This window comes from Roseburia sp. AF02-12 (assembly GCF_003461765.1).
GTDB classification, from domain to species: Bacteria; Bacillota; Clostridia; order Lachnospirales; family Lachnospiraceae; genus Roseburia_C; species Roseburia_C amylophila.
On the sequence record NZ_QTXS01000001.1, the window covers coordinates 498,001 to 523,087 of the forward strand.

The 25,087-nt window shown below is 41.3% G+C and carries 21 protein-coding genes and 1 tRNA gene; 20 read left to right on the forward strand and 2 right to left on the reverse strand.

The window, feature by feature from the left end:
- The first annotated feature begins 37 nt into the window (after window positions 1-37).
- The gene (locus tag DV740_RS02355) at window positions 38-1,741 is read left to right on the forward strand and encodes a proline--tRNA ligase (protein ID WP_117697141.1); all 1,704 of its coding nucleotides are present in this window, start codon (window positions 38-40) and stop codon (window positions 1,739-1,741) included.
- A 171-nt stretch (window positions 1,742-1,912) separates the two neighbouring features.
- Here DV740_RS02355 and DV740_RS02360 read toward each other — a convergent pair whose 3' ends face one another.
- The gene (locus DV740_RS02360) at window positions 1,913-3,187 is read right to left on the reverse strand and encodes a chloride channel protein (protein ID WP_117697143.1); all 1,275 of its coding nucleotides are present in this window, start codon (window positions 3,185-3,187) and stop codon (window positions 1,913-1,915) included.
- Between the two features lie 228 nt (window positions 3,188-3,415).
- Here DV740_RS02360 and DV740_RS02365 point away from each other — a divergent pair, with 228 nt between their 5' ends.
- The 9 genes from DV740_RS02365 (at window position 3,416) to spoIVA (ending at window position 13,170) form a co-directional block, all read left to right on the forward strand.
- A complete protein-coding gene (locus DV740_RS02365; RefSeq protein WP_117697145.1) occupies window positions 3,416-4,153 on the forward strand; it encodes a class II aldolase/adducin family protein in 738 nt (245 codons plus the stop codon).
- Between the two features lie 90 nt (window positions 4,154-4,243).
- The gene (locus DV740_RS02370; protein ID WP_117946894.1) at window positions 4,244-4,654 is read left to right on the forward strand and encodes a C-GCAxxG-C-C family protein; all 411 of its coding nucleotides are present in this window, start codon (window positions 4,244-4,246) and stop codon (window positions 4,652-4,654) included.
- A gap of 230 nt (window positions 4,655-4,884) precedes the next feature.
- Window positions 4,885-6,279 (forward strand): ABC transporter substrate-binding protein, encoded by a 1,395-nt coding sequence (locus DV740_RS02375; protein ID WP_118087409.1) that lies wholly within the window; start codon window positions 4,885-4,887, stop codon window positions 6,277-6,279.
- Window positions 6,280-6,364: 85 nt separating this feature from the next.
- Window positions 6,365-7,207 carry a carbohydrate ABC transporter permease gene (locus tag DV740_RS02380; RefSeq protein ID WP_117697151.1) on the forward strand — a complete coding sequence of 281 codons (843 nt, stop codon included), beginning with the start codon at window positions 6,365-6,367 and terminating at the stop codon, window positions 7,205-7,207.
- Window positions 7,207-8,091, forward strand: coding sequence for a carbohydrate ABC transporter permease (locus DV740_RS02385; RefSeq protein WP_117840993.1), 885 nt, complete (start codon window positions 7,207-7,209; stop codon window positions 8,089-8,091). Before DV740_RS02380 ends, DV740_RS02385 begins: the two co-directional genes overlap by 1 nt.
- A 54-nt stretch (window positions 8,092-8,145) precedes the next feature.
- Complete coding sequence (locus tag DV740_RS02390; RefSeq protein WP_117697153.1) at window positions 8,146-9,156, forward strand: LacI family DNA-binding transcriptional regulator; 1,011 nt, start codon at window positions 8,146-8,148, stop codon at window positions 9,154-9,156.
- Window positions 9,157-9,181: 25 nt separating this feature from the next.
- Window positions 9,182-10,699, forward strand: a complete 1,518-nt coding sequence (gene malQ / locus DV740_RS02395) for a 4-alpha-glucanotransferase (protein WP_117840994.1) — start codon at window positions 9,182-9,184, stop codon at window positions 10,697-10,699.
- A gap of 1 nt (window position 10,700) precedes the next feature.
- On the forward strand, window positions 10,701-11,630 hold the full coding sequence (locus DV740_RS02400) for a diacylglycerol/lipid kinase family protein (protein ID WP_118087410.1): 930 nt from the start codon (window positions 10,701-10,703) through the stop codon (window positions 11,628-11,630).
- A 52-nt stretch (window positions 11,631-11,682) separates the two neighbouring features.
- Entirely contained in the window at window positions 11,683-13,170 is a 1,488-nt protein-coding gene (gene spoIVA / locus DV740_RS02405; RefSeq protein ID WP_117840996.1) for a stage IV sporulation protein A, read from the forward strand.
- Here the strand turns inward: spoIVA and DV740_RS02410 are convergent.
- Window positions 13,150-13,992, reverse strand: a complete 843-nt coding sequence (locus DV740_RS02410; protein ID WP_117697160.1) for an AraC family transcriptional regulator — start codon at window positions 13,990-13,992, stop codon at window positions 13,150-13,152. The genes spoIVA and DV740_RS02410 overlap by 21 nt on opposite strands.
- A gap of 184 nt (window positions 13,993-14,176) precedes the next feature.
- Here DV740_RS02410 and galE point away from each other — a divergent pair, with 184 nt between their 5' ends.
- The 10 genes from galE (at window position 14,177) to DV740_RS02460 (ending at window position 25,081) form a co-directional block, all read left to right on the forward strand.
- Entirely contained in the window at window positions 14,177-15,193 is a 1,017-nt protein-coding gene (galE, locus tag DV740_RS02415) for a UDP-glucose 4-epimerase GalE (protein ID WP_022242586.1), read from the forward strand.
- 84 nt (window positions 15,194-15,277) lie between these two features.
- A tRNA-Glu gene (locus tag DV740_RS02420) sits at window positions 15,278-15,349 on the forward strand.
- Between the two features lie 263 nt (window positions 15,350-15,612).
- Complete coding sequence (gene pulA / locus DV740_RS02425) at window positions 15,613-18,330, forward strand: type I pullulanase (protein WP_118087411.1); 2,718 nt, start codon at window positions 15,613-15,615, stop codon at window positions 18,328-18,330.
- Window positions 18,331-18,487: 157 nt separating this feature from the next.
- Complete coding sequence (rimP, locus tag DV740_RS02430) at window positions 18,488-18,955, forward strand: ribosome maturation factor RimP (protein ID WP_022242582.1); 468 nt, start codon at window positions 18,488-18,490, stop codon at window positions 18,953-18,955.
- A 51-nt stretch (window positions 18,956-19,006) separates the two neighbouring features.
- Window positions 19,007-20,167, forward strand: a complete 1,161-nt coding sequence (nusA, locus tag DV740_RS02435) for a transcription termination factor NusA (RefSeq protein WP_117697162.1) — start codon at window positions 19,007-19,009, stop codon at window positions 20,165-20,167.
- Window positions 20,154-20,432, forward strand: a complete 279-nt coding sequence (gene rnpM, locus DV740_RS02440) for an RNase P modulator RnpM (RefSeq protein ID WP_022242580.1) — start codon at window positions 20,154-20,156, stop codon at window positions 20,430-20,432. The genes nusA and rnpM overlap by 14 nt, the downstream gene beginning before the upstream one ends.
- Complete coding sequence (locus DV740_RS02445; protein ID WP_022242579.1) at window positions 20,419-20,736, forward strand: L7Ae/L30e/S12e/Gadd45 family ribosomal protein; 318 nt, start codon at window positions 20,419-20,421, stop codon at window positions 20,734-20,736. Before rnpM ends, DV740_RS02445 begins: the two co-directional genes overlap by 14 nt.
- 15 nt (window positions 20,737-20,751) lie before the next feature.
- On the forward strand, window positions 20,752-23,709 hold the full coding sequence (gene infB, locus DV740_RS02450) for a translation initiation factor IF-2 (RefSeq protein WP_118087412.1): 2,958 nt from the start codon (window positions 20,752-20,754) through the stop codon (window positions 23,707-23,709).
- A gap of 23 nt (window positions 23,710-23,732) precedes the next feature.
- Window positions 23,733-24,095 (forward strand): 30S ribosome-binding factor RbfA, encoded by a 363-nt coding sequence (gene rbfA / locus DV740_RS02455; RefSeq protein WP_022242577.1) that lies wholly within the window; start codon window positions 23,733-23,735, stop codon window positions 24,093-24,095.
- 35 nt (window positions 24,096-24,130) lie between these two features.
- Window positions 24,131-25,081: a DHH family phosphoesterase gene (locus DV740_RS02460; protein ID WP_117697168.1), complete on the forward strand. Its 951-nt coding sequence runs from the start codon at window positions 24,131-24,133 to the stop codon at window positions 25,079-25,081.
- Window positions 25,082-25,087 lie beyond the last annotated feature (6 nt).

The following is a 25,087-nucleotide window of genomic DNA, read 5'->3' on the forward strand; positions in this document are numbered from 1 at the left end:
CAGATGAGTTGCAAGAATAGAAAAAGGAGATAAGAAAATGAAACTGGAAAAATTAGTTGGTGACCGGTTTAAAGAGAGACCGGCAGATTGTGTGATTGACAGTCATGCACTTATGGTAAAAGGTGGATACATCAAATATGTGGCAAATGGTATCTATTCTTCATTCCTGCCATTAAAGAGAATTACACGTAAGATTGAGCAGATTCTTCGTGAAGAGATGGACAAGGTAGACGGACAGGAAGTACAGTTCCCGGTTGTTATGCCTGCATCTATCTGGGAAGAATCCGGAAGATATGAAAGCATCGGAGACGAGCTGCTTCGTTTTACAGACAGAAACGGTGCCAGGATGGTACTTGGCATGACCCACGAAGAAGCAGCCGTACAGCTGGTTCGTGAGTATGCACAGAGCTATACCAAATATCCTTTTATGATTTATCAGATTCAGACCAAATTCCGTGATGAAGCAAGACCTCGTGCCGGATTAATCCGTGTAAGAGAGTTTACCATGAAGGATGCATATTCCTTCCATACCAGCCAGGAAGATTTGGAGCAGTATTATCAGAGAGTACACAAGGCATATGAGCGTATTTTTGAAAGAGCCGGTATTCCGGAAGTGGTATCCGTTGCATCTGATTCCGGTATGATGGGCGGAAGCCTTTCCCATGAGTTCATGCTTCTTACTCCGATTGGAGAAGATTCCATTGTACTTTGTGATGATTGTGGATACAAAGCAAATATGGAAGCTGCAGAAAATATTTCTGATATTCCAAGAGCCGCAGAATCAGCAGAACTGGAAAAGGTTCATACACCAAATATCCATACTATTGAAGATATCTGTGAATTCTTTGGCGATAAGACAAACAACTCCTGTAAAGCAGTTGTTTATCAGAAAAATTCAGATGACAGCTATGTGGTTGTATTTATCCGTGGCGATCTGGAAATCAATGAGACCAAGCTTGTTAATTATCTTGGTGATCAGATTCATGCTGCTGTTATTACAGAAGAATGCGGATTAAATGCAGGCTATATCGGACCGGTTGGCTTACATATCAATGCACCTCATGTGGTTTTATATGATAAGTCTCTGGAAGGAAGAAATAACTTATCCTGCGGAGCAAATGAAGAGGAATACCACTTCAAAGGACTTGATATGGAGCGTGATGTAAAAGACGCAGAATATCATGATTTTGCTAAGGTATACGAAGGTGGAATCTGCCCGAAATGTGGTAAGAAGACCGTCCGTATTTCTAAAGGTATTGAAGTGGGAAATATCTTCCAGCTCGGAACCAAATATACCAAGTCCATGAAGATGACTTATGTAGATAAAGATGGTGAGAGACAGACTCCAATCATGGGCTGCTATGGAATCGGTGTCGGAAGACTTGCTGCTGCTGTATGTGAAGCCCATCATGATGAGTATGGTCCAATCTGGCCAAAAGAAATTGCTCCATGGCAGGTCCACCTTTGTGCAGTAAGACCGGATAATGAAGAAGTAAAGGCTTTTGCTGATGATTTATATGAGAAAATGCAGAATGCCGGTATTGAAGTTATCTATGATGACCGTACCGTAAGTGCCGGTGTTATGTTTGCCGATGCAGACCTTCTTGGAATTCCACTTCGTGTTATCGTAAGTCCTAGAAATATGAAGCAGGGAATCGTAGAAGTGACATCCCGTGATAAGACCTTAAAGGAACAGGTTCCGGTAGAAAACGTATTTGAAGAAATTCAGAAGTACTTATAAGAAGAGATTAAAAATAGCATATTGTGAATGATATGAGAAGAACTCCTGCCGGTTGGAAAACAATCAGCAGAAGTTCTTTTTGTGCGAATAGCGAGAAAAATCGCATGCCTGCATGCAGATTTGGCAAGCACCGCGATAACTCGAGAAACTCGCAAAGCGTGTTTCTCGTAGTTAGTGCGTCTGTTTATTAATATAGCTTGTCTTAAATTTTGAATACATAATCTTCTGGCTGCGGTACAGTCCGTAATAGCCGGAGAGCATATAACTGAATGCAATCGCAAGAAGCAGGAACGGCATTGCAGCAAAGCCGAACATTTCAAAGCTGATCAGCAAAGAAGTAATCGGGCTGTTGGTGACACCACAGAAAATGGCGGCCATACCGATGGCGGCACATAAGGTTGGGGAGAAACCGGTCAACGTTCCAAAGAGACAGCCGAAGCTTGCACCGATAAAGAAAGTAGGAACAATTTCGCCACCTTTGAAGCCGGCACCAAGAGTCAGGGCAGTAAAAATAATTTTTAAAAGAAAAGCTTCCGGTGCCACTGTGCCGTCAAAGCATTTGGAAATAATATTAACGCCGGTTCCGTTGTAATCCTGATTACCTGCCAGAAGGGTGAGGAGAATAATGATGCAGCCACCTGCCGCAGCACGAAGGTAAGGATTTTTGATAAATTTACGGTAAATGGTTTCACTGTAATGTAAGGAAATACAGAACAGGATACTGACCAATGCACATAAAACGGCAAGAATCGTTACGGTAACTGCAGAAGAAATTCCGAATTCCGGAATGTCTGAAATAGCAAAGGACGGCGGCGCAATCTGAAAGTGTAATGCCAGACCATGTGCTACTAAAGCAGAGATAACGCATGGCACTAATGCAGAATAGTGCATGATGCCGACACTGACTACTTCCAGCGGAAAAATAGCGGCAGCCATCGGTGTTCCGAATAAGGCGGAAAAAGCAGCACTCATGCCGCACATAATCATAATATGTTTATCTTTTTCATCAAAACGGAAAAGTCTTCCGAGAGAATTTCCGATGCTTCCGCCAAGCTGAAGTGCTGCACCTTCCCGGCCGGCAGAACCACCAAAGAGGTGTGTGATTAAGGTGGAGATAAAAATAAGCGGAGCCATACGCAGTGGAATTTCATCCCCAGAGTGGATGGCGGAAAGCACCAGGTTGGTTCCAGTATCCTTTTCATCATGGAGAAGATGATAGAGCAGTACAATCACGATTCCACCCAGCGGAAGAAAGAAGATGAGCCATGGATAAGCAGTTCTTGTATCGGTGACCCATGTCATGCCAAAGTAAAAGGCAATTCCCACCATACCGATGAGAAGACCGGACAGAATAGAAAAAATAATCCATTTTATGGCGGTACGCAGACGACGCAGATTATGTTTGATTTTATGTATCACAAGTTCTTTGGTAACTGGTTCGTTCATGATGTAGTAACTCCTTTTTTATATAAAGTAAATATTATAAGCAGAAATTGTTTGTATTTTTTGAAAAATATATATTCTATAAGAAATAGTAGCATTCTGGAAATAAATTTACAAGATGAATGAAGAGATAAATGAAGAAAATTTTATTTGCAAAAAATAACCGGGGTGACTATAATAAGTGAAGGCTTTCTATAAAATCTGGAAATTACAGGCAATGGAGGAAGAAAGATGGAATCAGAAATCAGGATACGCCGGCAGATGATAGAGATTGGAAAAAGAATTTATCAGAGCGGAATGGTAGCTGCCAATGATGGTAATCTTTCTGTGCGTATATCAGAGAATGAAATTTTGTGTACGCCAACCGGAATATCCAAAGGATATATGACGGAAGAATGTTTATGTAAGATAAATCTGCAGGGAGAAGTCTTATCCTGTCAGGATGGGTTCCGCCCGTCTTCTGAAATGAAGATGCATTTGAAAGTATATGAAAAACGTCCGGATGTAAGAGCAGTTGTACATGCGCATCCGCCATATGCCACAACCTTTGCGATTGGCGGTCAGGCATTAAATCGTGCAATCATATCAGAATCCATTGTAAGTCTTGGCTGTGTGCCGGTAGCAGAATATGGGCTGCCGTCTACGCAGGAAATACCGGATGCCATTGCACCATATCTTGACTATTTTGATGCGTTGCTCTTAGCGCATCATGGGGCACTGACTTATGGAAAGGACCTGACGGAAGCTTATTACCGGATGGAGTCGGTAGAATTATATGCAAGACTTCTTTACCAGAGTAAAATGATGGAAATGGACCGGGAGCTGGATGCAGATACGGTACACAAATTGTGTCTGATGCGGGAAAAGGCAGGAATGAAGAATCCGGAAACAGTCTGTGGCAGTAAGAAATTATTATTTGAAAGCTGCCGTGAGTGTATCCGCAGGAAAAATCTTTTGCCAGATGGATAGAAAAGAAAACGTTTGGCAGAAGGCAGCATTTTATAAGCAAGAAAAAGTTATTACAGAGAATAGCGGGAAACAGAAAAAGGAGATTAGAAGATGACAATAGAAGAAAGAGTAAAATTAGCAGAAGAAAAACATCACAGTGGTTATAACTGTGCGCAGGCAGTATTATGCAGTTACAGTGATAAGCTTGGAATTGACGAGGAAACTTTATTCCGTCTGTCCGAAGGATTCGGCGCAGGAATGGCAGATATGCAGGGAACCTGTGGAGCAGTAACCGGCATGTATATGATTGCAGGAGCACTGGGAAGCTCGGGAGCAATTGAAAAGGGCATGACCAAAGGCAGAACATATCAGACAGTAAAGGGACTGACAGCAGCATTTGATGAAAAAAACGGCTCTCATATCTGTAAAGAATTGAAAGGAATTGAAACCGGAAAGGTTTTGCGGAGCTGCGATGGCTGTATTGAAGATGCAGTCCGTATTGCAGAGCGCTTGTTTTCATAGAAAAAACACAATTTAATGGTAAAAGTGCACAAAAATGGAATGCCAAAATTATATAAGTGTACAAAATGTTGAAAACCCCATTGCTATTTTTGAGTAATGGGGTTATATTATATACATCCACTGAAAACGTTACCGAGAACGTAACCAACCAGTTTTCAGACAAGTCGGTATACAGATTGGGGAAGAGGTTTTCAGGAAGGACAGCATATTATATTTTAGGAGGATGTACTATGAAAAGAAAATTAGTATCTCTTATGTTAGTTGTATCTATGACAGCAGCTATGGTTGCTGGATGTGGAAGCGACGACAAGAAAACAGCTGACAATAATGCAGCAGGAACAGAGAAGACAGATGACAGCAAAGAAGCAGCAAGTGGTTCTGTTTACTACTTGAACTTCAAACCAGAACAGGATCAGCAGTGGCAGGATCTTGCAAAAGCTTACACAGATGAGACTGGTGTTCCAGTTGAAGTTGTTACAGCAGCATCTGGTACATATGAAGAGACTTTAAAGTCTGAGATGGCTAAATCTGATGCACCTACACTTTTCCAGGTAAACGGACCGGTTGGTCTTGCAACATGGAAAGATTACTGTGCAGACTTATCAGGAACAGATGTTTATTCACATGTTAAGAGTGATGACTTTGTACTGAAAGATGGAGATGAAGTAAAAGGTATTGCATATGTACTTGAGACTTATGGTCTTATTTACAACAAAACAGTATTAAACGCATATTGCGGAATGGACGGAGCTAAAGTTACTTCTATCGATGAAATCAACAGCTTTGCAAAATTAAAAGAAGTAGCAGATGATATTCAGTCAAGACTTGCAGAAGTAAGTGAAGCAGCTGGTCCTGAATATGACCTTAAGGGTGCATTTACTTCAGCTGGTATGGATTCATCTTCTGACTGGAGATTCAAAACCCATTTAGCAAACCTTCCAATCTACTATGAATACAAAGCAGATGGAATCGGATCTACAGATGCTATCAAAGGAACTTACCTTGATAACTACAAACAGATCTGGGATTTATACACAACAGATTCTACTTGCGAAGGCTCTATGTTAGCAAGCAAGACTGGTGATGATGCAACAGCTGAATTTGGCTTAGGCGAAGCTGTATTCTATCAGAATGGTACATGGGCATACAATGATATTATCAATGCTGGTGTATTAACAGATGATGACCTTGGAATGATGCCTATCTACATCGGAGCTGATGGAGAAGAGAATCAGGGACTTTGTACAGGATCTGAGAACTACTGGTGTATTAATGCTAATGCTTCTGAAGAAAACATCAAAGCAACAGAAGATTTCTTGAGCTGGGTTATTACAAGTGACACAGGACGTGACGTTGTTGCTAACCAGATGGGCTTCACAACACCATTTGATACATTTGATGATGGATATCAGGCAAGCAATGCATTCATGGATGCAGCTAACCAGTACATTGCAGATGGTAAGACTTCTGTAGCTTGGTGCTTTACAACAATGCCTTCTGAGGCTTGGAAAGATGGCGTAGGTTCTGCATTAACAGCTTATGCTGCTGGAACAGGTTCCTGGGATGATGTTGTAACTGCATTCGTTGATGGCTGGGCTTCTGAGTACGCAGCAGCAAACGAGTAAGACTTATCACATATAATCAGAACAATATGTGAAAAAAGGGCGGGCGGATATCGCCTGCCCTTTATAAAGGGAAAGGAAAAATATTATGAACAAATCAATTAAAAAATATTTTCCTCTTTTTGCACTTCCAACGTTAGTTGCATTTACAATTGGTTTTATAATTCCTTTTGCTATGGGTATCTATCTTTCTTTTTGTAAATTCACAACTGTTACGGATGCAAAGTTTGTAGGACTATCTAACTATACCAAAATCTTTGGAGATGAGACATTTGTTCACTCATTATGGTATACAGCACTCTTTACAATTGTTTCTGTGCTTGCCATTAACTTTTTTGCATTCGTAATTGCGATGCTTTTAACAAAGGGTATTAGAGGAACAAATGCGTTCCGTACCATTTTCTTCATGCCGAACCTGATTGGTGGTATTGTATTAGGATATATCTGGCAGTTGATTTTCAATGGTATTCTCGCAAATTACAGCAGAACATTGGTATATAATGAAAAATATGGTTTCTGGGGTATGATTATCCTGATGTGCTGGCAGCAGATAGGTTATATGATGATTATCTATATCGCAGGTATCCAGAATATTCCTGGAGATTTGATTGAAGCTGCAGAAATCGACGGGGCAACTTCCTGGCAGGTACTTAAAAATGTAACCTTACCGATGGTAATGCCATCTATTACCGTATGTACATTTTTAACACTGACCAACGGATTTAAATTATTCGACCAGAACTTAGCATTGACAGCAGGTGAACCTGCAAAGAGATCACAGCTTTTAGCATTGAACATCTATGATACTTTCTATGGTAGAAACGGATGGGAAGGCGTTGGTCAGGCAAAAGCAGTTGTATTCTTTATTCTGGTAGCAATAATTGCACTTGGACAGAACTATCTGACCAGACGTAAGGAGGTGCAGCAGTAATGAGTAATGTAAGAAAAGCAAAACATGGCTGGATTTTTACCATTATATTTACTATTTTAAGTGTACTGTGGGTACTTCCAATTGTAATCGTATTTATGAACTCCTTTAAATTAAAGGCATATATTAACCGATTCCCGTTCCAGTTAGGACCGTTTAAAATGACTGACGGATGGGACAGATTTGTTGCCGGAGTACAGAAGGCATTTGTTGGATTAACCAACTATGCAGAAGGTATCCGCAAGATTAACTTCTTTAATGCGTTTGGAACATCATTATTTATCACAGTATGTTCTGTTGCAGTAATTATTCTCTGCACATCTATGTGTGCATGGTATATCATCCGCGTGAATGATAAGTTTTCAAAAGGTTTATATTGCCTTTGCCTGTTTTCCATGATTGTACCTTTCCAGATGGTAATGTTTACATTATCCAAGCTGTCCAATATGTTACATCTTGGAAATCCGGTTGGAATCATTTTAGTATATCTTGGATTTGGAGCAGGACTTGCGGTATTCATGTTTACCGGCTTTGTAAAGAGTATCCCGCTTGAAATCGAAGAAGCAGCAATGATTGATGGATGCAGCCCGATTCAGACATATTTCCAGGTTGTATTCCCGATTTTAAAGCCTACGGCAATTACAGTTGCAATTCTTCAGGTAATGTGGATTTGGAATGACTACCTTCTTCCATATCTGGTACTCGATATCAGAAAATGGAAAACGATTCCGATTGCAATTCAGTATTTGAAAGGTGGATATGGCTCTATCGACTGGGGTGCAATGATGGCTATGCTGGTACTGGCAATTCTTCCAATTATCATTTTCTATGGAATCTGCCAGAAATATATTATCGAAGGCGTTGTTGCAGGAGCTGTAAAAGGTTAAGCATTTATATAATAAGTATTTCGCTATAGATATAGTGTAAAGGCAGGACAAAACATGACAATAAAAGATATTGCAAAAGAATCCGGATATTCAGTAAGTACTGTGTCGAGGGTTCTGAATAACAGGGATGATGTGAGTCCGGAAGCAGAAAAGAAGATTCGGCGGATTGTTGCAGAACACAATTTTGTTCCAAATGGAAATGCCAAACATTTGAAACAGATTGCCTCTAAAACCATCTGCGTACTGGTAAAAGGTACGTCAAATATGGTTTTTTCAGGGATAGCAGAAGAAATTCAGACGATTGTAAATAAGACCAGTTATACATTGAATATGATATATCTGGATGAAGAAGAAAATGAAGTAGAACAGGCAATTATTCAGTGTCGTGAAAGAAAACCTCTGGGGATTTTATTCCTCGGAGGTAATCCTGCATTTTTCAGGGAAAAGTTTCATGAAGTAAAAGTTCCATCGGTATTAGTGTCTACAGCAGGAAAAGATCTTGGCTTTCCGAACCTGTCCAGTGTAGCAACAGATGATGTGGAAGCAGCGAAATGTGCCATGAATTATCTGGTGAATCAGGGGCATGTTCATATTGGGGTAATTGGAGGAAATTTAAGTTCCTCTTATGTCAGTGAACAGCGTTATATCGGGTGCGAGAAATGCTTTGGTGAAAAGGGAAGAATATTTGATTACGATAAATATTTTGTGAAAGCAAGATTTGACTTTGGAAGTGCATATCGGGCTACGGAAAAACTTTTGGAGAAGGCAAAGGATGTGACTGCTATATTTGCGATGAGTGATGTCATGGCAATTGGAGCAATTCGTGCGATACGAGACAGAGGTCTGTTGGTACCGGATGATATTTCCGTTGTGGGGTTTGACGGAATACCAATGGCGGATTACTATAATCCAAAGCTGACCACTATAAGACAGCGGTACCAGACGATGGCACAACGCAGTCTTGAAATACTATTTCGTACAATTGACTTGAAAACCAAGGCAGTACATGAGATAATACCTTTTGAACTTGCACTGGGGGAAAGTGTTCGTGAGATAGGAAAATAATCTAGTTTGCAGGAGGAATTTAATTATGAGAACAAGTGGGATATTAATGCATATATCTTCACTTCCGTCACCATACGGAATTGGTACAATGGGAAAGGAAGCCAGAAAATTTGTAGACTTTTTGGATAAAGCAGGACAGACTTACTGGCAGATATTACCGATATGCCCAACCAGTTATGGAGATTCTCCGTATCAGTCATTTTCAAGCTTTGCGGGGAATCCATATTTTATTGACTTAGATTATCTTTGTAAGGATAAGTTACTGACAAAAAAGGAATGTTTAAGCTATGAATGGGGAGAAAATCCGGAATTTGTAGAGTATGGAACACTTTATGAAAACCGTTTTCCTTTATTGAAAAAAGCATATCAGCGCTTTAAAAAAGCATTACCGGATGATTTTGCGGACTTTTGTGAGAAAAACAGTGACTGGTTAGAGGACTATGCACTGTTTATGGCATTGAAGGATGCAAATGGCGGGGTTGCATGGTTTGAATGGAAGAAAGATTTAAAACTCCGCAAACCATCAGCAATTGAAAATGCGAAAGAAGAATTTGCAGATGATGTTGAATTCTGGAAAATGCTGCAGTATCTGTTCTTCAAACAGTGGACAGAGCTGAAAGCATATGCTAATGAAAAAGGCATTCAGATTATCGGTGATGTACCTATTTATGTTGCTGGTGACAGCGCAGATGTATGGGCAAATCCGGGACAGTTCTATTTAGATGAGAACCTGGATCCGATTGATGTATCCGGATGTCCTCCAGATGCATTCTCCGATGATGGACAGTTATGGGGTAACCCGTTATTCCGTTGGGATGCTATGAAGAAGGATGGTTATACCTGGTGGACAAAACGTATCAAAGCAATGTCTGAATTGTATGATGTTGTTCGTATTGACCACTTCAGAGGTTTTGATTCATATTACGCAATTCCTGCAAAGGATAAGACAGCAAGAAATGGAGAGTGGAGAGAAGGTCCTGGTATGGACCTGTTCAATGCTCTGGAAAAGAAACTTGGCAGATTAAATATTATTGTAGAAGATCTGGGTTATTTAACACCGTCCGTAAAACAGTTGTTAAAGGATACCGGTTTCCCTGGAATGAAGTTAATCCAGTTTGCTTTTGACAGCAGAGAAGAGAGTGATTACCTTCCACATACATATCAAAAGAATTGTGTTGTTTATACTGGAACTCATGATAATGATACCATTATGGGATGGTTCAAGACGGCTCCAAAGGAAAGCGTTAAATATGCCAAAGAATATTTAAGATTAAACAAAGAAGAAGGATATAACTGGGGCACCATGAAAGCAGTATGGGGCTGTGTTGGTGATATGGCTATTGTTCCGATGCAGGATATTCTTGGAATTGGCAGTGAAGGACGTATGAATACACCATCTACACTTGGCATGAACTGGAAATGGCGTGCAGTAGATGGACAGATTACTTCGGCACTTGCAAAGAAAGTCTGCAAAAATATGGAAATCTACTGTAGAAAGAGAAAAACAAAAGAAGAGCTGGAAGCTTTAGAAACAGCAGAATAAAATGTATCATTTTATAGTAAACAATACCTCGGGAGGCGGCAGGTCCAAACGGGTCTGGGAGGAACTGCAGAATTACCTTCTGGAGCATGAAATAAGGTATAAAGCACATTTTACAGAGTATGAGGGCCATGCGAAGAAGCTTGCAGACCGTGTATGTGATATTGATAGAGAAAAAGTGTATCTTATTGTGGTCGGTGGTGATGGTACGTTAAATGAAGTACTGAACGGGATGCATGATTTTGAAAAAATCCGGTTTGGATACATACCGACCGGCTCCGGGAATGATTTCGCAAGAGGTATGAAAATCAATGGAACACCTACAGAAAATTTAGAGCGGATACTTCAGGCAGAAGAGACAACGCCGATTGACCTGGGCTGTGTCAGCTGGGCAGAAGGAGAACAGAAGGAACAGAAGATATTTGCAATCAGTTCCGGTCTTGGACTGGATGCGGATGTATGTAAACAGGCACTGCATTCCGGATTAAAGAAAGCATTAAATAAACTGGGACTTGGTTCATTAACCTATGTCTGTCTTACGATAAAATCCCTGTTTACCATGCCGACAGCAGAGGCGAAGATAGTATTTGATGATGAAGTGGAAGAGCCGATTTCCCGGATGATTTTTATTGCCGGAATGAATCAGTATTGTGAAGGCGGCGGAGTGCCGATGGCTCCGGATGCAGTGGCTACAGACGGAGAATTTTCAGTCTGTTGTGGCTATGGAGTGGCAAGGTGGCGCACCTTTTTCCTTCTGCCATTTCTGGTAAAGGGAAAACATACAGGATTTAAGTGCTTTGATATCCATAATTGCAGAAAATTCAGCGTGGATTTGGAAAAACCAATGGTATTGCATGCTGACGGAGAATATTGTGGGGATGTGACGCACGCAGAGTTTAGATGTCTTTCTGGAAAACTGAATATTTTGTTATAAAGGTGACTTCCTCCTGCATATACATATAACAGTATAGGCAGGAGGAATTTATATGGAAAATTTTAATACAGGCACTTATGATATGTATAAAGATATCAGTGCAAGGACAAATGGGGAAATTTACATAGGTGTGATTGGAGCTGTGCGGACCGGAAAGTCATCTTTTATCAAACGTTTCATGGAGCTGATGGTACTTCCGTTTATGGAGGATGAAAACAGCCGCCAGCGTGCGGTGGATGAAATGCCACAGGCGGCCCAGGGGAAAACCATTATGACAACAGAGCCGAAGTTTATTCCAAAAGATGCTGCAAAAATCCGGCTTGGCGAAGATGCCGAAGTAAAAGTGAGGCTGATTGACTGTGTGGGTTATATGGTAGAGGGTGCCACCGGACATCTGGAAAATGGTGTGGAGCGAATGGTAAAGACGCCTTGGTTTGAAGAGGAAATTCCTTTTACAAAGGCAGCAGAGGTCGGGACCAGAAAGGTTATTAATGACCATGCAACCATTGGAATTGTAGTAACTGCAGATGGCAGTTTCACAGATATCCCGCGGGAAAATTATGTGAAAGGTGAAGAAGAAACCATAAAAGAGCTGCAGAGAATCGGAAAACCCTTTGTTATGGTACTGAATTCCGTAAAACCATACAGCGAGGAAACGGCACAACTGGCAAAAGAATTAGAAGAAAAATATGAAGTCAGTGTATTTCCGCTGAATTGTGAGCAGCTTCGAAAAGAAGATGTCTATGCAGTGCTGAAGGGTATCCTCTATGAATTCCCGGTTGTGAAGATGAATTTCTTTCTTCCGAAATGGGTAGAAATGTTGGAAATGAGTCATCCAATCAAAGAAAATGTGGTTGCAAATGCTGGGAAAATGCTGTCGGAAGTAACACTGATAAAAGATTTGATGGATTACAAGATGGCTCCGGAGGGAGATTACATTTCCAATATGATGATGCAGGCGGTGAATCTGGAAAATGGCACAGCAGATATCCGGCTGGATATTGCAGATCAGTATTATTATGAAAATATCAGTGAACTGACCGGAACAGAAGTGACCGGGGAATACCAGCTTATTTCCATGATAAAAGAGCTTTCTGAGAAACGTAAGGAATATGAGAAGGTAGCGGATGCGGTACAATCGGTAGAAATGAAAGGATATGGAGTGGTGAGTCCGAAGCTTTCAGATATTAAAATGGATGATCCGGTGCTGATTAAACATGGCAATAAGTTTGGTGTAAAAATCAAGGCAGTAGCACCGTCTGTTCATATGATCCGGGCAAATATTGAAACGGAGATTGCACCGATTGTAGGAAGTGAAGAGCAGGCAAACGACCTGATTCATTATATCAAAGAGGGACAGAGCACAGAAGATGGAGTCTGGGGAACCAGCATTTTTGGAAAATCCATTGGAGAACTGATGGAAGACGGTATCCGCAGCAAGATTGGCATGATGGATGATGAAAGCCAGATGAAGCTGCAGGATACCATGCAGAAGGTTGTAAATGATAATAATGGCGGATTAGTCTGTATTATTATTTAAGGATGCAAGCCGGTAATCCCTGGGCGATATTCCTTTCAGCTTATGGAACGTCTTGGAAAAATGCAGCCCATTGTCAAAGCCTACGGAATTAGCTACAGCAGTAATGGATAGGCTGGAGTGTTCTAAGAGATAGCATGCCTGTTTTAAACGAAACTGGGTCAGATAATTTTTCGGCGACTGACCCAGTATGGTTTCAAAAGAGCGGTACAGATGGCTCCGGCTTACGCCTACATAATCAGCAATATCATCTACGCGGATCGGATAGGAATAGTTGGCGGAAATATAGGCAATTCCTTTCTGGACATAGTTGCTGGAACTGTTATACTGTTCATTATTGCTGGCATGTTTCATAAAAAGAGCCAGCGTCTGATAGAGCCGTCCGGTCATTTCTACAGAATCCATGAAATCATTTCCGCGGGCTTCATAGATACCGAGAAGGTGTTCCCGGATGGATTCGGAAAGCGGCGTCTGGTGAATCAGTGGAAAATCCCTGGAAAAATCTGTGGCATTCAAAATAATGGCAGCGTCACTGCCATTAAAGCCTACCCAGGCATATTCCCACGGGTCTTTTTCGTCTGCATAATAGGTGATTTCGGTCTGAGGGTAGACAAGGAAGGTATCTCCGGTGGAAAGGGCATAAACTTTACCTCCAACAGAATAATATCCTTTTCCGGATAGAATGTGATGAATCAGATAATGGTCACGGATTCCCGGTCCCCACTGGTAAAGAGGTTCACATTTCTGGAAACCGACATTATAGACGGAAAGGGAAACCAGTTCTTTTTTATTTACTTTATAAGAATTCTTATATTTTGGGTCCATCGTATGCCTCCCTTCTGGAATTTGCAGATAGATTATAGATATATTATAGAGGCTGTCCTTTGCAGATGCAACAAAAATACATATTGTTTATACAATAGATACTGTTCAAATACAGGAATATAAGGTATACTCTTATTTGTAAGGAACACGAAAATACATATTTTAGTACAAAGGAGTGGAGAATATGTCTATTTTAGTTACAGGTGGAGCAGGTTATATCGGAAGTCATACCTGCGTGGAATTACAGCAGGCAGGCTATGACGTAGTAGTGCTGGATAATTTATCCAATGCCAGCGAAAAATCATTAGAGCGTGTAAAAGCGCTTACTGGAAAAGAAGTTACATTTTACCGTGGAGATATATTAGACCGTGATATCTTAAATGAAATCATGGAAAAAGAGAAGATTGACTGCTGCATTCATTTTGCAGGATTAAAAGCAGTTGGAGAATCTGTGGTAAAGCCATGGGAATATTATAATAACAACATTGCAGGAACATTGACTTTAGTAGATGTGATGCGCCAGCACGGCTGCAAGAATATTATCTTTTCTTCCTCCGCGACCGTATATGGTGATCCGGCACAGATTCCAATTACAGAGGAATGCCCGAAGGGACAGTGTACCAATCCATATGGCTGGACGAAATCCATGTTAGAGCAGATTCTTATGGATATGCAGAAAGCTGATCCGGAATGGAATGTTATCTTATTAAGATATTTTAACCCAATCGGAGCACATCAGAGCGGAACTATGGGAGAAAACCCGAATGGAATTCCGAACAATCTGATGCCATATATTACCCAGGTGGCAGTTGGAAAGTTAAAAGAACTTGGCGTATTTGGAAATGATTATGATACACCGGACGGAACCGGGGTAAGAGACTACATTCATGTAGTAGACCTGGCAAAGGGACATGTAAAGGCATTAAAGAAGATTGAGGAAAATGCCGGCTTAAGTATTTACAATCTTGGTACCGGACATGGTTATAGTGTACTTGATATTGTAAAGAATTTTGAAGAAGCAACAGGCGTAAAGATTCCTTATTCCATTAAGCCACGTCGTGCCGGCGACATTGCGACCTGTTATTGCGACCCTTCAAAGGCAGAGCGGGAGCTTGGCTGGAAAGCAGAGTTTGGCATTCGTGAAATGTGTGCCGATTCCTGGAGATGGCAGAAGAATAATCCGAATGGATATGAGGACTAGAAAGAAGCTGAAGAAAAAAATTGCAAAAAAATTAAAAAAAGTGCTTGCAATTTAGAGGGCGTCGTGTTATAGTATCACTTGTCCGGTTCATTGGTCAAGCGGTTAAGACGCCGCCCTCTCACGGCGGAAACAGGGGTTCGATTCCCCTATGAACTGCTCACTATTAATAATTTAATAGCCCAACCCATAGAAGATGCTGAAAGCCAGATAATGGTTTTACAGCATTTTTTATTTACGCGAGAAACTTGCAAAGCGTGTTTTTGCAACTTTTTGCGTAAAAATTCGAATTGCAATAATTAACTAAAATTTACGAAAATATCTCTTCCAAATCAGCATATATTATGTTATAATTTACTATGTTTCCGGTAATAAACAAGGAAAAAATAAGCAAATCTAACAAATGTATGATGGAGGGTGACATGAAGAGAAGAGGAAAAGCATTGGGGATGGCATTGCTGCTTATCATGATGACTGTTTTTTCAGTAGTCTCAGATGCGGCAATGGTAAAGGCTGACGAACTTTTGATTAAGCTGCATTACCACAGAGCAGACGACAATTACGATGGATGGGATGTCTGGATGTGGGGAGAAGGTGCGGATGGTGCAGCTTATGAACTGGCAGAGGAAGATGGTGACCATGTGGCAACCATGGAAGTAACACCGGGTACAACCTCTGTTGGATTTATTGTGCGTACAGCAGACTGGACCAAGGATGTTGATGAAGACCAGTTCATTGATATTTCTGAGATGGTATCCGGCACTGTGGATATTTATGTGGAGTCCGGTGTGAAAGGATATACCAAAGAATATGGTGATGATGCTGTAACCGGAACTAAATTATCCGGAGCCAAATATGATGGGGAAGGCGCAGTAACCGTTCAGATGACCGGAGCAGTTGAAGGGGATCTGATGCAGGCATTTTCCATTAAGAGTGCCGATGGTGTGGCGGTTACTATCAAAGAAGTAACACAAGATGAAGATTTCGTATATCAGGTAGTTGTGGAAAAACCATTAGATGCTTATAAGAGCTATCAGATTACATACGAAGGAACTGAATATAAAGTAGTGATGCCGAGCGTATATTCCACCAAAGAATTTGAAGAAGAATATACTTATGACGGAGATGACCTTGGTGCAACCTGGACAAAAGACAGCACCGCGTTCCGTCTCTGGGCACCAACCGCACAGGCTGTTTCTGTAAATCTCTATGAATCAGGAATAGAAGGAACCGATGATTTAATCGAATCCATTCCAATGACTGCAGATATAAACGGAACCTGGGTGGCATCAAAGGATGGAGATTTAAATGGTACCTATTATACTTACACCGTTACCATTAATGGTGAGGAAAAAGAAGCCAATGACCCATATGCAAGAACCACAGGTGTCAACGGAAAACGTGCTATGATAATTGATTTGGAATCCACCAATCCGGAAGGGTGGGACAGTGACAGTAACCCACATGCCGGAGAGGGTATTAATGATGCTGTTATTTATGAAATGCATATCCGTGACGTCTCTTCAGATTCCAGTTCCGGAATTGAAAACGTTGGAAAATATTTAGGACTGACAGAGACCGGAACCACAACTGAAAATGGTGTTCCGACCGGACTTGACCATATCAAGGATTTGGGAATCACACATTTACATTTACTTCCGTTTTATGATTATGGTTCCGTAGATGAAACAAAGCTGGATACACCGCAGTTTAACTGGGGATATGATCCGGTCAACTACAACGTACCGGAAGGCTCTTATTCCACGGATCCATATCATGGAGAAGTCCGGGTGAAAGAAGCTAAAGAAATGGTAAAGACGTTACATGATAATGATATCAGTGTCGTTATGGACGTGGTTTACAATCATGTATACAATGCAGGAGAATTCTGTTTTAACGTAATTGTGCCGGAGTATTTCTCAAGAGTAAATGATAATGGGACTTATTCTAATGGTTCCGGCTGTGGAAATGACACAGCATCCGAGCGTTCCATGGTGAAGAAATATATTGTGGACTCAGTAAAATACTGGGCAGATGAATATCATATTGATGGCTTCCGTTTTGACCTGGTAGGACTTTTGGATACGGAAACCATGAACGAGGTAATCGAGGAAGTGCACAAAGACCACCCGGATGTTATCTTCTACGGAGAAGGATGGTCGATGCAGACAAGCCTTACCAAAGAAGGATATTCCATGACAACACAGACCAATTCCACAGAAGTACCGGAAATGGCTTTTTTCAGTGATACTTTAAGAGATTTGTTAAAAGGAAATACATTTTCAACGACAGAAAAAGGTTTTGTATCCGGAGCAAATGGCAAAGAGAAGACCTTACAAAAATGCTTTGTGGGATTATCACCGGAATGGTGTACTACACCTTCCCAGTCCGTTAACTACGCATCCTGTCACGATAATCTTTCCCTGATGGATCGTATTATCCGTTCTACTCCGGAAGCTTCCGTGGAGGAGCGAATCCGCATGAACAATCTTGCAGCAGCCATTTATATGACGGCAGAGGGTGTTCCGTTTATGCAGGCAGGAGAAGAATTCTTAAGAAGCAAAGTGAAAGCAGATGGTGGTCTAGATGAAAACAGCTATGCCTCACCAGATTCAGTAAACAGCTTAAAATGGAGCAATCTGGAAGATGAACAGTATCAGAATGTTTACCAGTATTATAAAGGACTGATTGCATTCCGTAAGGCACATCCGGTGCTTCGCCTTGACAATGCAGAGGATGTAAAAGCACATGTAACTCCGGTAGAAGATTTAGATGATAATGTAGTAGCGTTTGCAATTACCGGTGATGTTGACGGAGAGACAGCAGATGGAATGTATGTGATCTTCAATGCCAATAATGAGAAAAAAGAAATAACTCTTCCGGAAGGAAGCTGGAATGTATGCATTAATGATACCTTAGCAGGAACAGATACGATTGAAACAATTTCTGGAACAGCAGAAGTAGCTCCGGTTTCTGCATTGATTTTAGTAAAAGGTGATGGAAACGGCAGCACAGCAGTAGTATCTGCAGGAACATTACCGGCATGGATGGCATATGTATTTACAATTCTGGTTGCCGTAGTGATTGGAACATGTTCTGTCTGGTCACAGAAAAAGGCAGGAAAAGCCGGCAGAAAGTAGATAATTTGGGTAGATAATTTGGAAATAAAATCTTGCAATTTAAGAAAATAGTGCTATAATAATACAGTACATGATGATTTAGGCTTTGAGAGTGGGCGTTACGTCCACTCTCAATTCATGTTTAGAACAAAATTTAAGCAGATGGAAAGGTGGTTACATGTCCAGAAAAGAAATTTATGAACAGAAGACAGAAAGCTTCATTCAGCCAATCGTTGATAAGTATCATTTTGAACTGGTAGATGTGGAATATGTCAAGGAAGGTTCCGACTGGTACTTACGGGCTTACATTGATAAGGAAGGCGGAATTACCGTCAATGACTGTGAAATGGTAGCACGGGAAATGAATGAGATTCTGGATCGGGAAGATTATGTGGAAGACTCTTATATTTTTGAAGTGAGTTCGCCGGGACTTGGCAGACCGTTGAAGAAAGAAAAGGACTATGTCCGTTCTATGGGAAAAGAAGTGGAGATACGTCTGTATCGTGCCATAGATCATGAAAAGGAATTTTGTGGAGTCTTAAGTGCATATGATGAGAATACCGTAACAATTGAAGACGAATCTTATGGACAGAAGGTATTTGATAAGAAGGATATTGCATTAATCCGTCTTGCCATCGATTTTTAATCATTAACATAGCATACAACTTAGAAAATAAGTATATAGGAGGATAAAGAAATGAATAACGAGTTGTTGGAAGCATTGACAATACTGGAGCAGGAAAAAAATATCAGCAAAGAGACTTTACTTGAGGCAATTGAGAATTCTCTGCTGACTGCATGCAAAAACCATTTTGGAAAGGCAGATAATATTAAAGTAAACATTGACCCGGAAACATGCGAGTTCCATGTGCTTGCTGAGAAGACCGTAGTGGAAAAAGTAGAAGATGATGTAACAGAAATCAGCCTTGCAAATGCACGCATGATTGATTCTGAGTACAATCTTGGTGATGTGGTAAATGTAGAAGTTAAATCCAAAGAATTTGGACGTATTGCAACACAGAATGCAAAGAACGTAATTTTACAGAAGATTCGTGAGGAAGAAAGAAAAGCAATTTACAGCGAATATTACAGCATGGAAAAAGACGTTGTAACCGGAATTGTACAGAGATATGTTGGAAAAAATATTTCCATTAATCTTGGTAAAGCAGATGCCATTCTTACTGAAAATGAGCAGGTAAAGGGTGAAGTATTCAAACCGACCGAACGTATCAAGGTATATATCCTGGAAGTAAAATCTACACCAAAGGGACCTAAGATTATGGTTTCAAGAACTCATCCGGAATTAGTAAAACGTCTGTTTGAAGCAGAAGTTACTGAAGTAAAAGATGGTATTGTAGAGATTAAGAGTATTGCCCGTGAAGCAGGAAGCAGAACAAAGATTGCTGTTTACTCCAATGACCCTGATGTAGATCCGGTAGGAGCATGTGTAGGTATGAACGGAGCCAGGGTAAATGCTATCGTAAGTGAATTACGCGGTGAGAAAATTGATATCATTAACTGGAATGAGAATCCTGCTATGTTAATCGAGAACGCATTAAGCCCAGCAAAAGTTATTTCCGTAATCGCAGATGGCGAAGAGAAGAGCGCAAAGGTTGTTGTTCCGGATTATCAGTTATCCCTTGCTATCGGTAAAGAAGGACAGAATGCAAGACTTGCTGCAAGACTGACCGGATTCAAGATTGATATCAAGAGTGAGACACAGGCAAGAGAGTCCGGTGAATTCATGGATTATGAAAATGATTACGAGGACTATGATGAGGAGTATGAAGAGGGTTATGAGGAAGGTTATGAAGAAGAAAACGCAGGAGATGGTGAGTTCATAGATGGCAACGAATAAGAAGATTCCTATGCGGAAATGTGTAGGATGCCAGGAAATGAAAAGCAAGAAAGAACTGATTCGGATTATTCATACGCCGGAAGATGAACTTGTAGTGGACTCCACTGGAAGGAAGAATGGAAGAGGCGCATATATCTGTCCGAATATGGATTGCTTTTTGGCAGCAAAAAAGACAAAGGGCTTGGAAAGATCTTTGAAAATGGCGATTCCGGAAGAAATATATGAGGAGTTGCAAAAGGAGATGCAGAATATTGAAACAAGATAAGGTGTTATCCATGCTTGGACTTTCTGCCAAGGCAGGAAATGTTGCAAGCGGAGAATTTTCAACAGAGAAAGCGGTAAAAGAAGGAAAGGCTCATCTGGTCATTGTCGCAGGAGATGCTTCAGATAATACGAAGAAACATTTCCGTGATATGTGCAGCTTTTATGAAGTGCCATTTTATGCTTATGCTGATAAGGAGAGTCTCGGACATCATATTGGAAAAGAATTTCGGGCATCATTGGCAGTTACCAACGAAGGTCTTGCCAAAGCCGTCATAAAGCAATTGAAACTGTTAACAACTGAATAACGGAGGTAGTTATATATGTCAAAACTCAGAGTATATGAACTCGCAAAAGAATTAAATATAAAGCCGCAGGATGTTTTGGATTCCTTAAAAGGAACCCAGTATGAAGTAAAGACATCCAGTAATAGTATAGATGAAGATGCACAGAAACTGGTGCGTTCTAAAGTAAACGGAGCAGCAAAACCGGCAGTAAAGCCAGCAGCAGAGACAAAGCCGGCAGGCGAAGCAAAAGCTGCAACAGAAGCAAAGCCAGCAGGTGAAACAAAAGCTACAGGCGAGGCAAAATCAACAGAGGCACCGGCTCGACCGAAGAAAAAAGCAAGTATTTCTGCTGTATTTAACCCACAGAACAGCAAGACCAATCCGGGAAGCAGACGTCAGGCTTATCACACCAATGCCAAGACCGGAGAAACAAGAAGACCGGCACCGGCTGCAAGACCAGCTCAGCCTGCAAAACCGGCAGCACCAAAGCCTGCAGAAGTAAAAGCTGCAGAAGTTAAGCCGGCAGAGGTAAAGGCAACAGAAGTTAAGGCTGCAGAAGTAAAACCAGCAGAAACGAAAACTGCAGAAGTAAAGACTACGGAAACAAAAACTGTTCAGGAGAAACCGGTAGTGAAAACAGAAGAGAAGAAGACGGAGACAAGAAACTTTAACAATAACCGTCAGCAGGGAGACAGACCATACAACAATAACCGTCCACAGGGAGACAGACCGTATAATAACAACCGCCCACAGGGAGACAGACCGTATAATAACCGTCAGCAGGGAGACAGACCGTACAACAATAATCGCCCGCAGGGGGACAGACCATATAATAACCGTCAGCAGGGAGACAGACCGTATAATAACAACCGCCCGCAGGGAGACAGACCGTACAATAACAACCGCCCGCAGGGAGACAGACCGTACAACAATAACCGCCCACAGGGAGACAGACCATACAATAATAACCGTCCACAAGGCGACAGAAATGGAAGAGGCGGAAGAAATAGTGGAAGATTCGACCAGGAATTAAACCGTTTCAATAAAGAAGCAATCCAGGCAGGACCGGACGATTTAAGAAAAGAAAGCCGTGAGAACCGTGACCGTGACAATACCCGTAAGAAACAGGTGCAGGAGCACGATAAGTTAGGAAGCAAGAAACAGGAAAGATATGTAAATCTTGAGAAAAACGGCGGTAAGAAGAAACGTCCTGCACAGCCGAAACCAAAGGAAGAAGACACCATCCGCAGCGTATCTCTGCCGGAGCGTATGACGATTAAGGAACTGGCAGATAAGATGAAGGTTCAGGCTTCTGAAATCATCAAGAAGCTCTTTATGAAGGGACAGATGGTTACCGTAAACCAGGAAATCGACTATGACAGTGCAGAAGAAATTGCACTGGAATTTAACTGTATTGCAGAGCCGGAAGAAAAGGTAGACGTAATTGCAGAGCTCTTAAAAGAGGATGAAGAAAGAGAAGAAGATTTAGTTCCAAGACCACCTGTTGTCTGTGTAATGGGTCACGTTGACCATGGTAAAACATCCCTTCTGGATGCAATCCGTAATACACATGTAACAGACCGTGAGGCTGGTGGTATCACACAGCATATCGGAGCATATGTGGTAAGTATCAACGGACAGAAGATTACCTTCTTAGATACACCGGGACATGAAGCATTTACCGCAATGCGTCTGCGTGGAGCAAAATCTACCGACATCGCAATTCTTGTAGTTGCAGCAGATGATGGTGTCATGCCACAGACTGTAGAAGCAATTAACCATGCTAAAGCAGCCGGAATTGAAATCGTAGTAGCAATCAATAAGATTGATAAGCCAAATGCCAATATCGACCGAGTAAAACAGGAGTTATCCGAATACGAACTGATTCCGGAAGACTGGGGTGGAAGCACCATTTTTGTACCGGTATCTGCTCATACCCACGAAGGTATTGACCAGTTATTGGAAATGTTATTATTAACAGCAGAAGTCAGCGAGTTAAAGGCAAATCCAAAACGTAAAGCCCGTGGTGTTATCATTGAGGCACAGCTGGATAAAGGAAGAGGAGCTGTAGCAACTGTTTTAGTACAGAAGGGAACCCTTACAGTTGGTGAGCCGATTGCCTGTGGTAGTGCATATGGTAAAGTGCGTGCCATGATTGACGATAAGGGAAGAAGAGTAAAAGAAGCTGGACCATCCATGCCGGTAGAGATTTTAGGACTTTCCAGTGTACCGGATGCAGGAGAAACATTCGTAGCATGTGACAGTGAAAAAGATGCAAGAAACTTTGCAGAGACATATATTTCCGAAGGAAAGGCAAAACTGTTAGAGGAGACCCGTTCCAGAATGTCTTTAGATGATCTGTTCTCACAGATTCAGTCCGGAGATGTAAAAGAGCTGGATATCATCGTTAAAGCAGACGTCCAGGGTTCTGTAGAAGCCGTAAAACAGAGTCTTGTAAAACTTTCCAACGACGAAGTTGTGGTTAAGATTATCCATGGTGGTGTTGGTGCAATCAACGAATCTGATGTTACTTTAGCATCTGCATCTAACGCAATCATCATTGGATTTAACGTAAGACCGGACCCTACAGCAAAGGTTACTGCTGAAAATGAAGGTGTAGATATCCGTCTGTATAAAGTTATCTATAACGCAATTGAAGACGTAGAAGCTGCTATGAAGGGAATGTTAGATCCTGTATACGAAGAAAAAGTAATCGGCCATGCAGAAGTTCGTCAGATTTTCAAAGCATCCGGTGTTGGTAACATTGCAGGTTCTTATGTATTGGATGGTAACTTTGAGCGTGGATGTAAAGTCCGTATTACCCGTGAGGGAACACAGATATTTGAAGGAAATCTTGCTTCCCTGAAACGTTTCAAGGACGATGTGAAGGAAGTAAAAGCCGGATATGAGTGTGGTCTTGTATTCGAAGGATTTAATGATATTGCAGAACTGGATCAGGTAGAGGCATATAAGATGGTAGAGGTTGCCAGATAATCTGATAGAAGGACAGGAAAATTATGCAAAAAAATAGTATGAAAAATATGCGGATAAATGGAGAAGTTCAAAGAGAACTCTCCAACATTATCCGGAGTGAAGTAAAAGACCCGCGTATTGCGCCGATGACCAGCGTGGTTGCCGTAGAAGTGGCACCGGATTTAAAAACCTGTAAGGCGTATATCAGTGTATTCGGAGACGAAGAAGCTCAGAATAATACAATCAAAGGTCTTAATAGTGCAGAAGGGTATATTCGTCATGCCCTCGCAAAAAGTATCAATTTAAGAAATACTCCGGAGATTCGGTTTATCCTGGATCAGTCCATTGAGTATGGTGTAAACATGTCAAAGAAAATTGATGAGGTAATTGGACAGGAAGAGTCCTAAGCCTCATCCGAAGAGAAAGAGAGCAGGTGTTGCCAATGAAATTAGAGGAACAGCTTTATGATGTGAAGCGTGTAGCAATAGCCGGTCATGTAAAACCTGACGGAGACTGTGTAGGTTCCACGTTAGCAGTATATAACTATATCAGAAAATATCATCCGGAAATGGAAGTGGAACTCCATCTGGAACCGATTCCAAACATTTTCAAATTCCTTGCAAATGCAGATAAAATTGACAGCTCTTATATAGAAAAAGAGCCATACGATTTATTTATTGCATTGGACTGCGGCGATGAGAAACGACTGGGAAATGCAGTGAAATATTTTCATGCAGCAAAACGCACCTTCTGTGTTGACCATCATATCAGCAATCAGAACTTTGCAGATGCAAACTACATTTTCCCGGAGGCAAGTTCAACCTGTGAGCTTGTATATGAACTCATAGATGAAGAGAAGATTACAAAGGAAATTGCAGAATGTATTTATGTGGGAATTGTGCATGATACCGGTGTGTTCCAGTATTCCTGTACTTCCGCAAAGACCATGAACATTGCCGGCAGGCTGATGGAAATGGGAATTGATTTCAGCCGTATCGTGGATAAGACTTATTATGAGAAAACTTACGAGCAGAACCGGATTTTGGGTCAGGCATTGGTGGACAGCCAGCTCTTTTTAGATGGAAAATGCATTGCATCTATCGTAACCAAAGAAGAAATGGAAAAATACCAGGTTCTTCCGAAACATTTAGAAGGAATCGTACAGCAGCTTCGTGCTACCAAAGATGTGGAAGCTGCAATCTTTCTTTACGAAAATGAGGATGGAAGCTTTAAAGCAAGCATGCGTTCCAGTGGTAAGGTAGATGTGGCAGTTATTATGATGTCCTATGGTGGAGGCGGTCATATACGGGCAGCCGGAGCAACCATAGAAGGCAATGCCAAAGAGATTCTTGAGGGAATCGTAAAGGACGTTGAAAAACAGCTTTTGAAATAGACAGGA

Bases quoted from the DNA above. Each gene is read 5' to 3' on its own strand.
- DV740_RS02355 (WP_117697141.1), top strand. From the start codon at position 38: ATGAAACTGGAAAAATTAGTTGGTGACCGGTTTAAAGAGAGACCGGCA.
- DV740_RS02360 (WP_117697143.1), bottom strand. From the start codon at position 3,187: ATGAACGAACCAGTTACCAAAGAACTTGTGATACATAAAATCAAACAT.
- DV740_RS02365 (WP_117697145.1), top strand. From the start codon at position 3,416: ATGGAATCAGAAATCAGGATACGCCGGCAGATGATAGAGATTGGAAAA.
- DV740_RS02370 (WP_117946894.1), top strand. From the start codon at position 4,244: ATGACAATAGAAGAAAGAGTAAAATTAGCAGAAGAAAAACATCACAGT.
- DV740_RS02375 (WP_118087409.1), top strand. From the start codon at position 4,885: ATGAAAAGAAAATTAGTATCTCTTATGTTAGTTGTATCTATGACAGCA.
- DV740_RS02380 (WP_117697151.1), top strand. From the start codon at position 6,365: ATGAACAAATCAATTAAAAAATATTTTCCTCTTTTTGCACTTCCAACG.
- DV740_RS02385 (WP_117840993.1), top strand. From the start codon at position 7,207: ATGAGTAATGTAAGAAAAGCAAAACATGGCTGGATTTTTACCATTATA.
- DV740_RS02390 (WP_117697153.1), top strand. From the start codon at position 8,146: ATGACAATAAAAGATATTGCAAAAGAATCCGGATATTCAGTAAGTACT.
- malQ (WP_117840994.1), top strand. From the start codon at position 9,182: ATGAGAACAAGTGGGATATTAATGCATATATCTTCACTTCCGTCACCA.
- DV740_RS02400 (WP_118087410.1), top strand. From the start codon at position 10,701: ATGTATCATTTTATAGTAAACAATACCTCGGGAGGCGGCAGGTCCAAA.
- spoIVA (WP_117840996.1), top strand. From the start codon at position 11,683: ATGGAAAATTTTAATACAGGCACTTATGATATGTATAAAGATATCAGT.
- DV740_RS02410 (WP_117697160.1), bottom strand. From the start codon at position 13,992: ATGGACCCAAAATATAAGAATTCTTATAAAGTAAATAAAAAAGAACTG.
- galE (WP_022242586.1), top strand. From the start codon at position 14,177: ATGTCTATTTTAGTTACAGGTGGAGCAGGTTATATCGGAAGTCATACC.
- pulA (WP_118087411.1), top strand. From the start codon at position 15,613: ATGAAGAGAAGAGGAAAAGCATTGGGGATGGCATTGCTGCTTATCATG.
- rimP (WP_022242582.1), top strand. From the start codon at position 18,488: ATGTCCAGAAAAGAAATTTATGAACAGAAGACAGAAAGCTTCATTCAG.
- nusA (WP_117697162.1), top strand. From the start codon at position 19,007: ATGAATAACGAGTTGTTGGAAGCATTGACAATACTGGAGCAGGAAAAA.
- rnpM (WP_022242580.1), top strand. From the start codon at position 20,154: ATGGCAACGAATAAGAAGATTCCTATGCGGAAATGTGTAGGATGCCAG.
- infB (WP_118087412.1), top strand. From the start codon at position 20,752: ATGTCAAAACTCAGAGTATATGAACTCGCAAAAGAATTAAATATAAAG.
- rbfA (WP_022242577.1), top strand. From the start codon at position 23,733: ATGCAAAAAAATAGTATGAAAAATATGCGGATAAATGGAGAAGTTCAA.
- DV740_RS02460 (WP_117697168.1), top strand. From the start codon at position 24,131: ATGAAATTAGAGGAACAGCTTTATGATGTGAAGCGTGTAGCAATAGCC.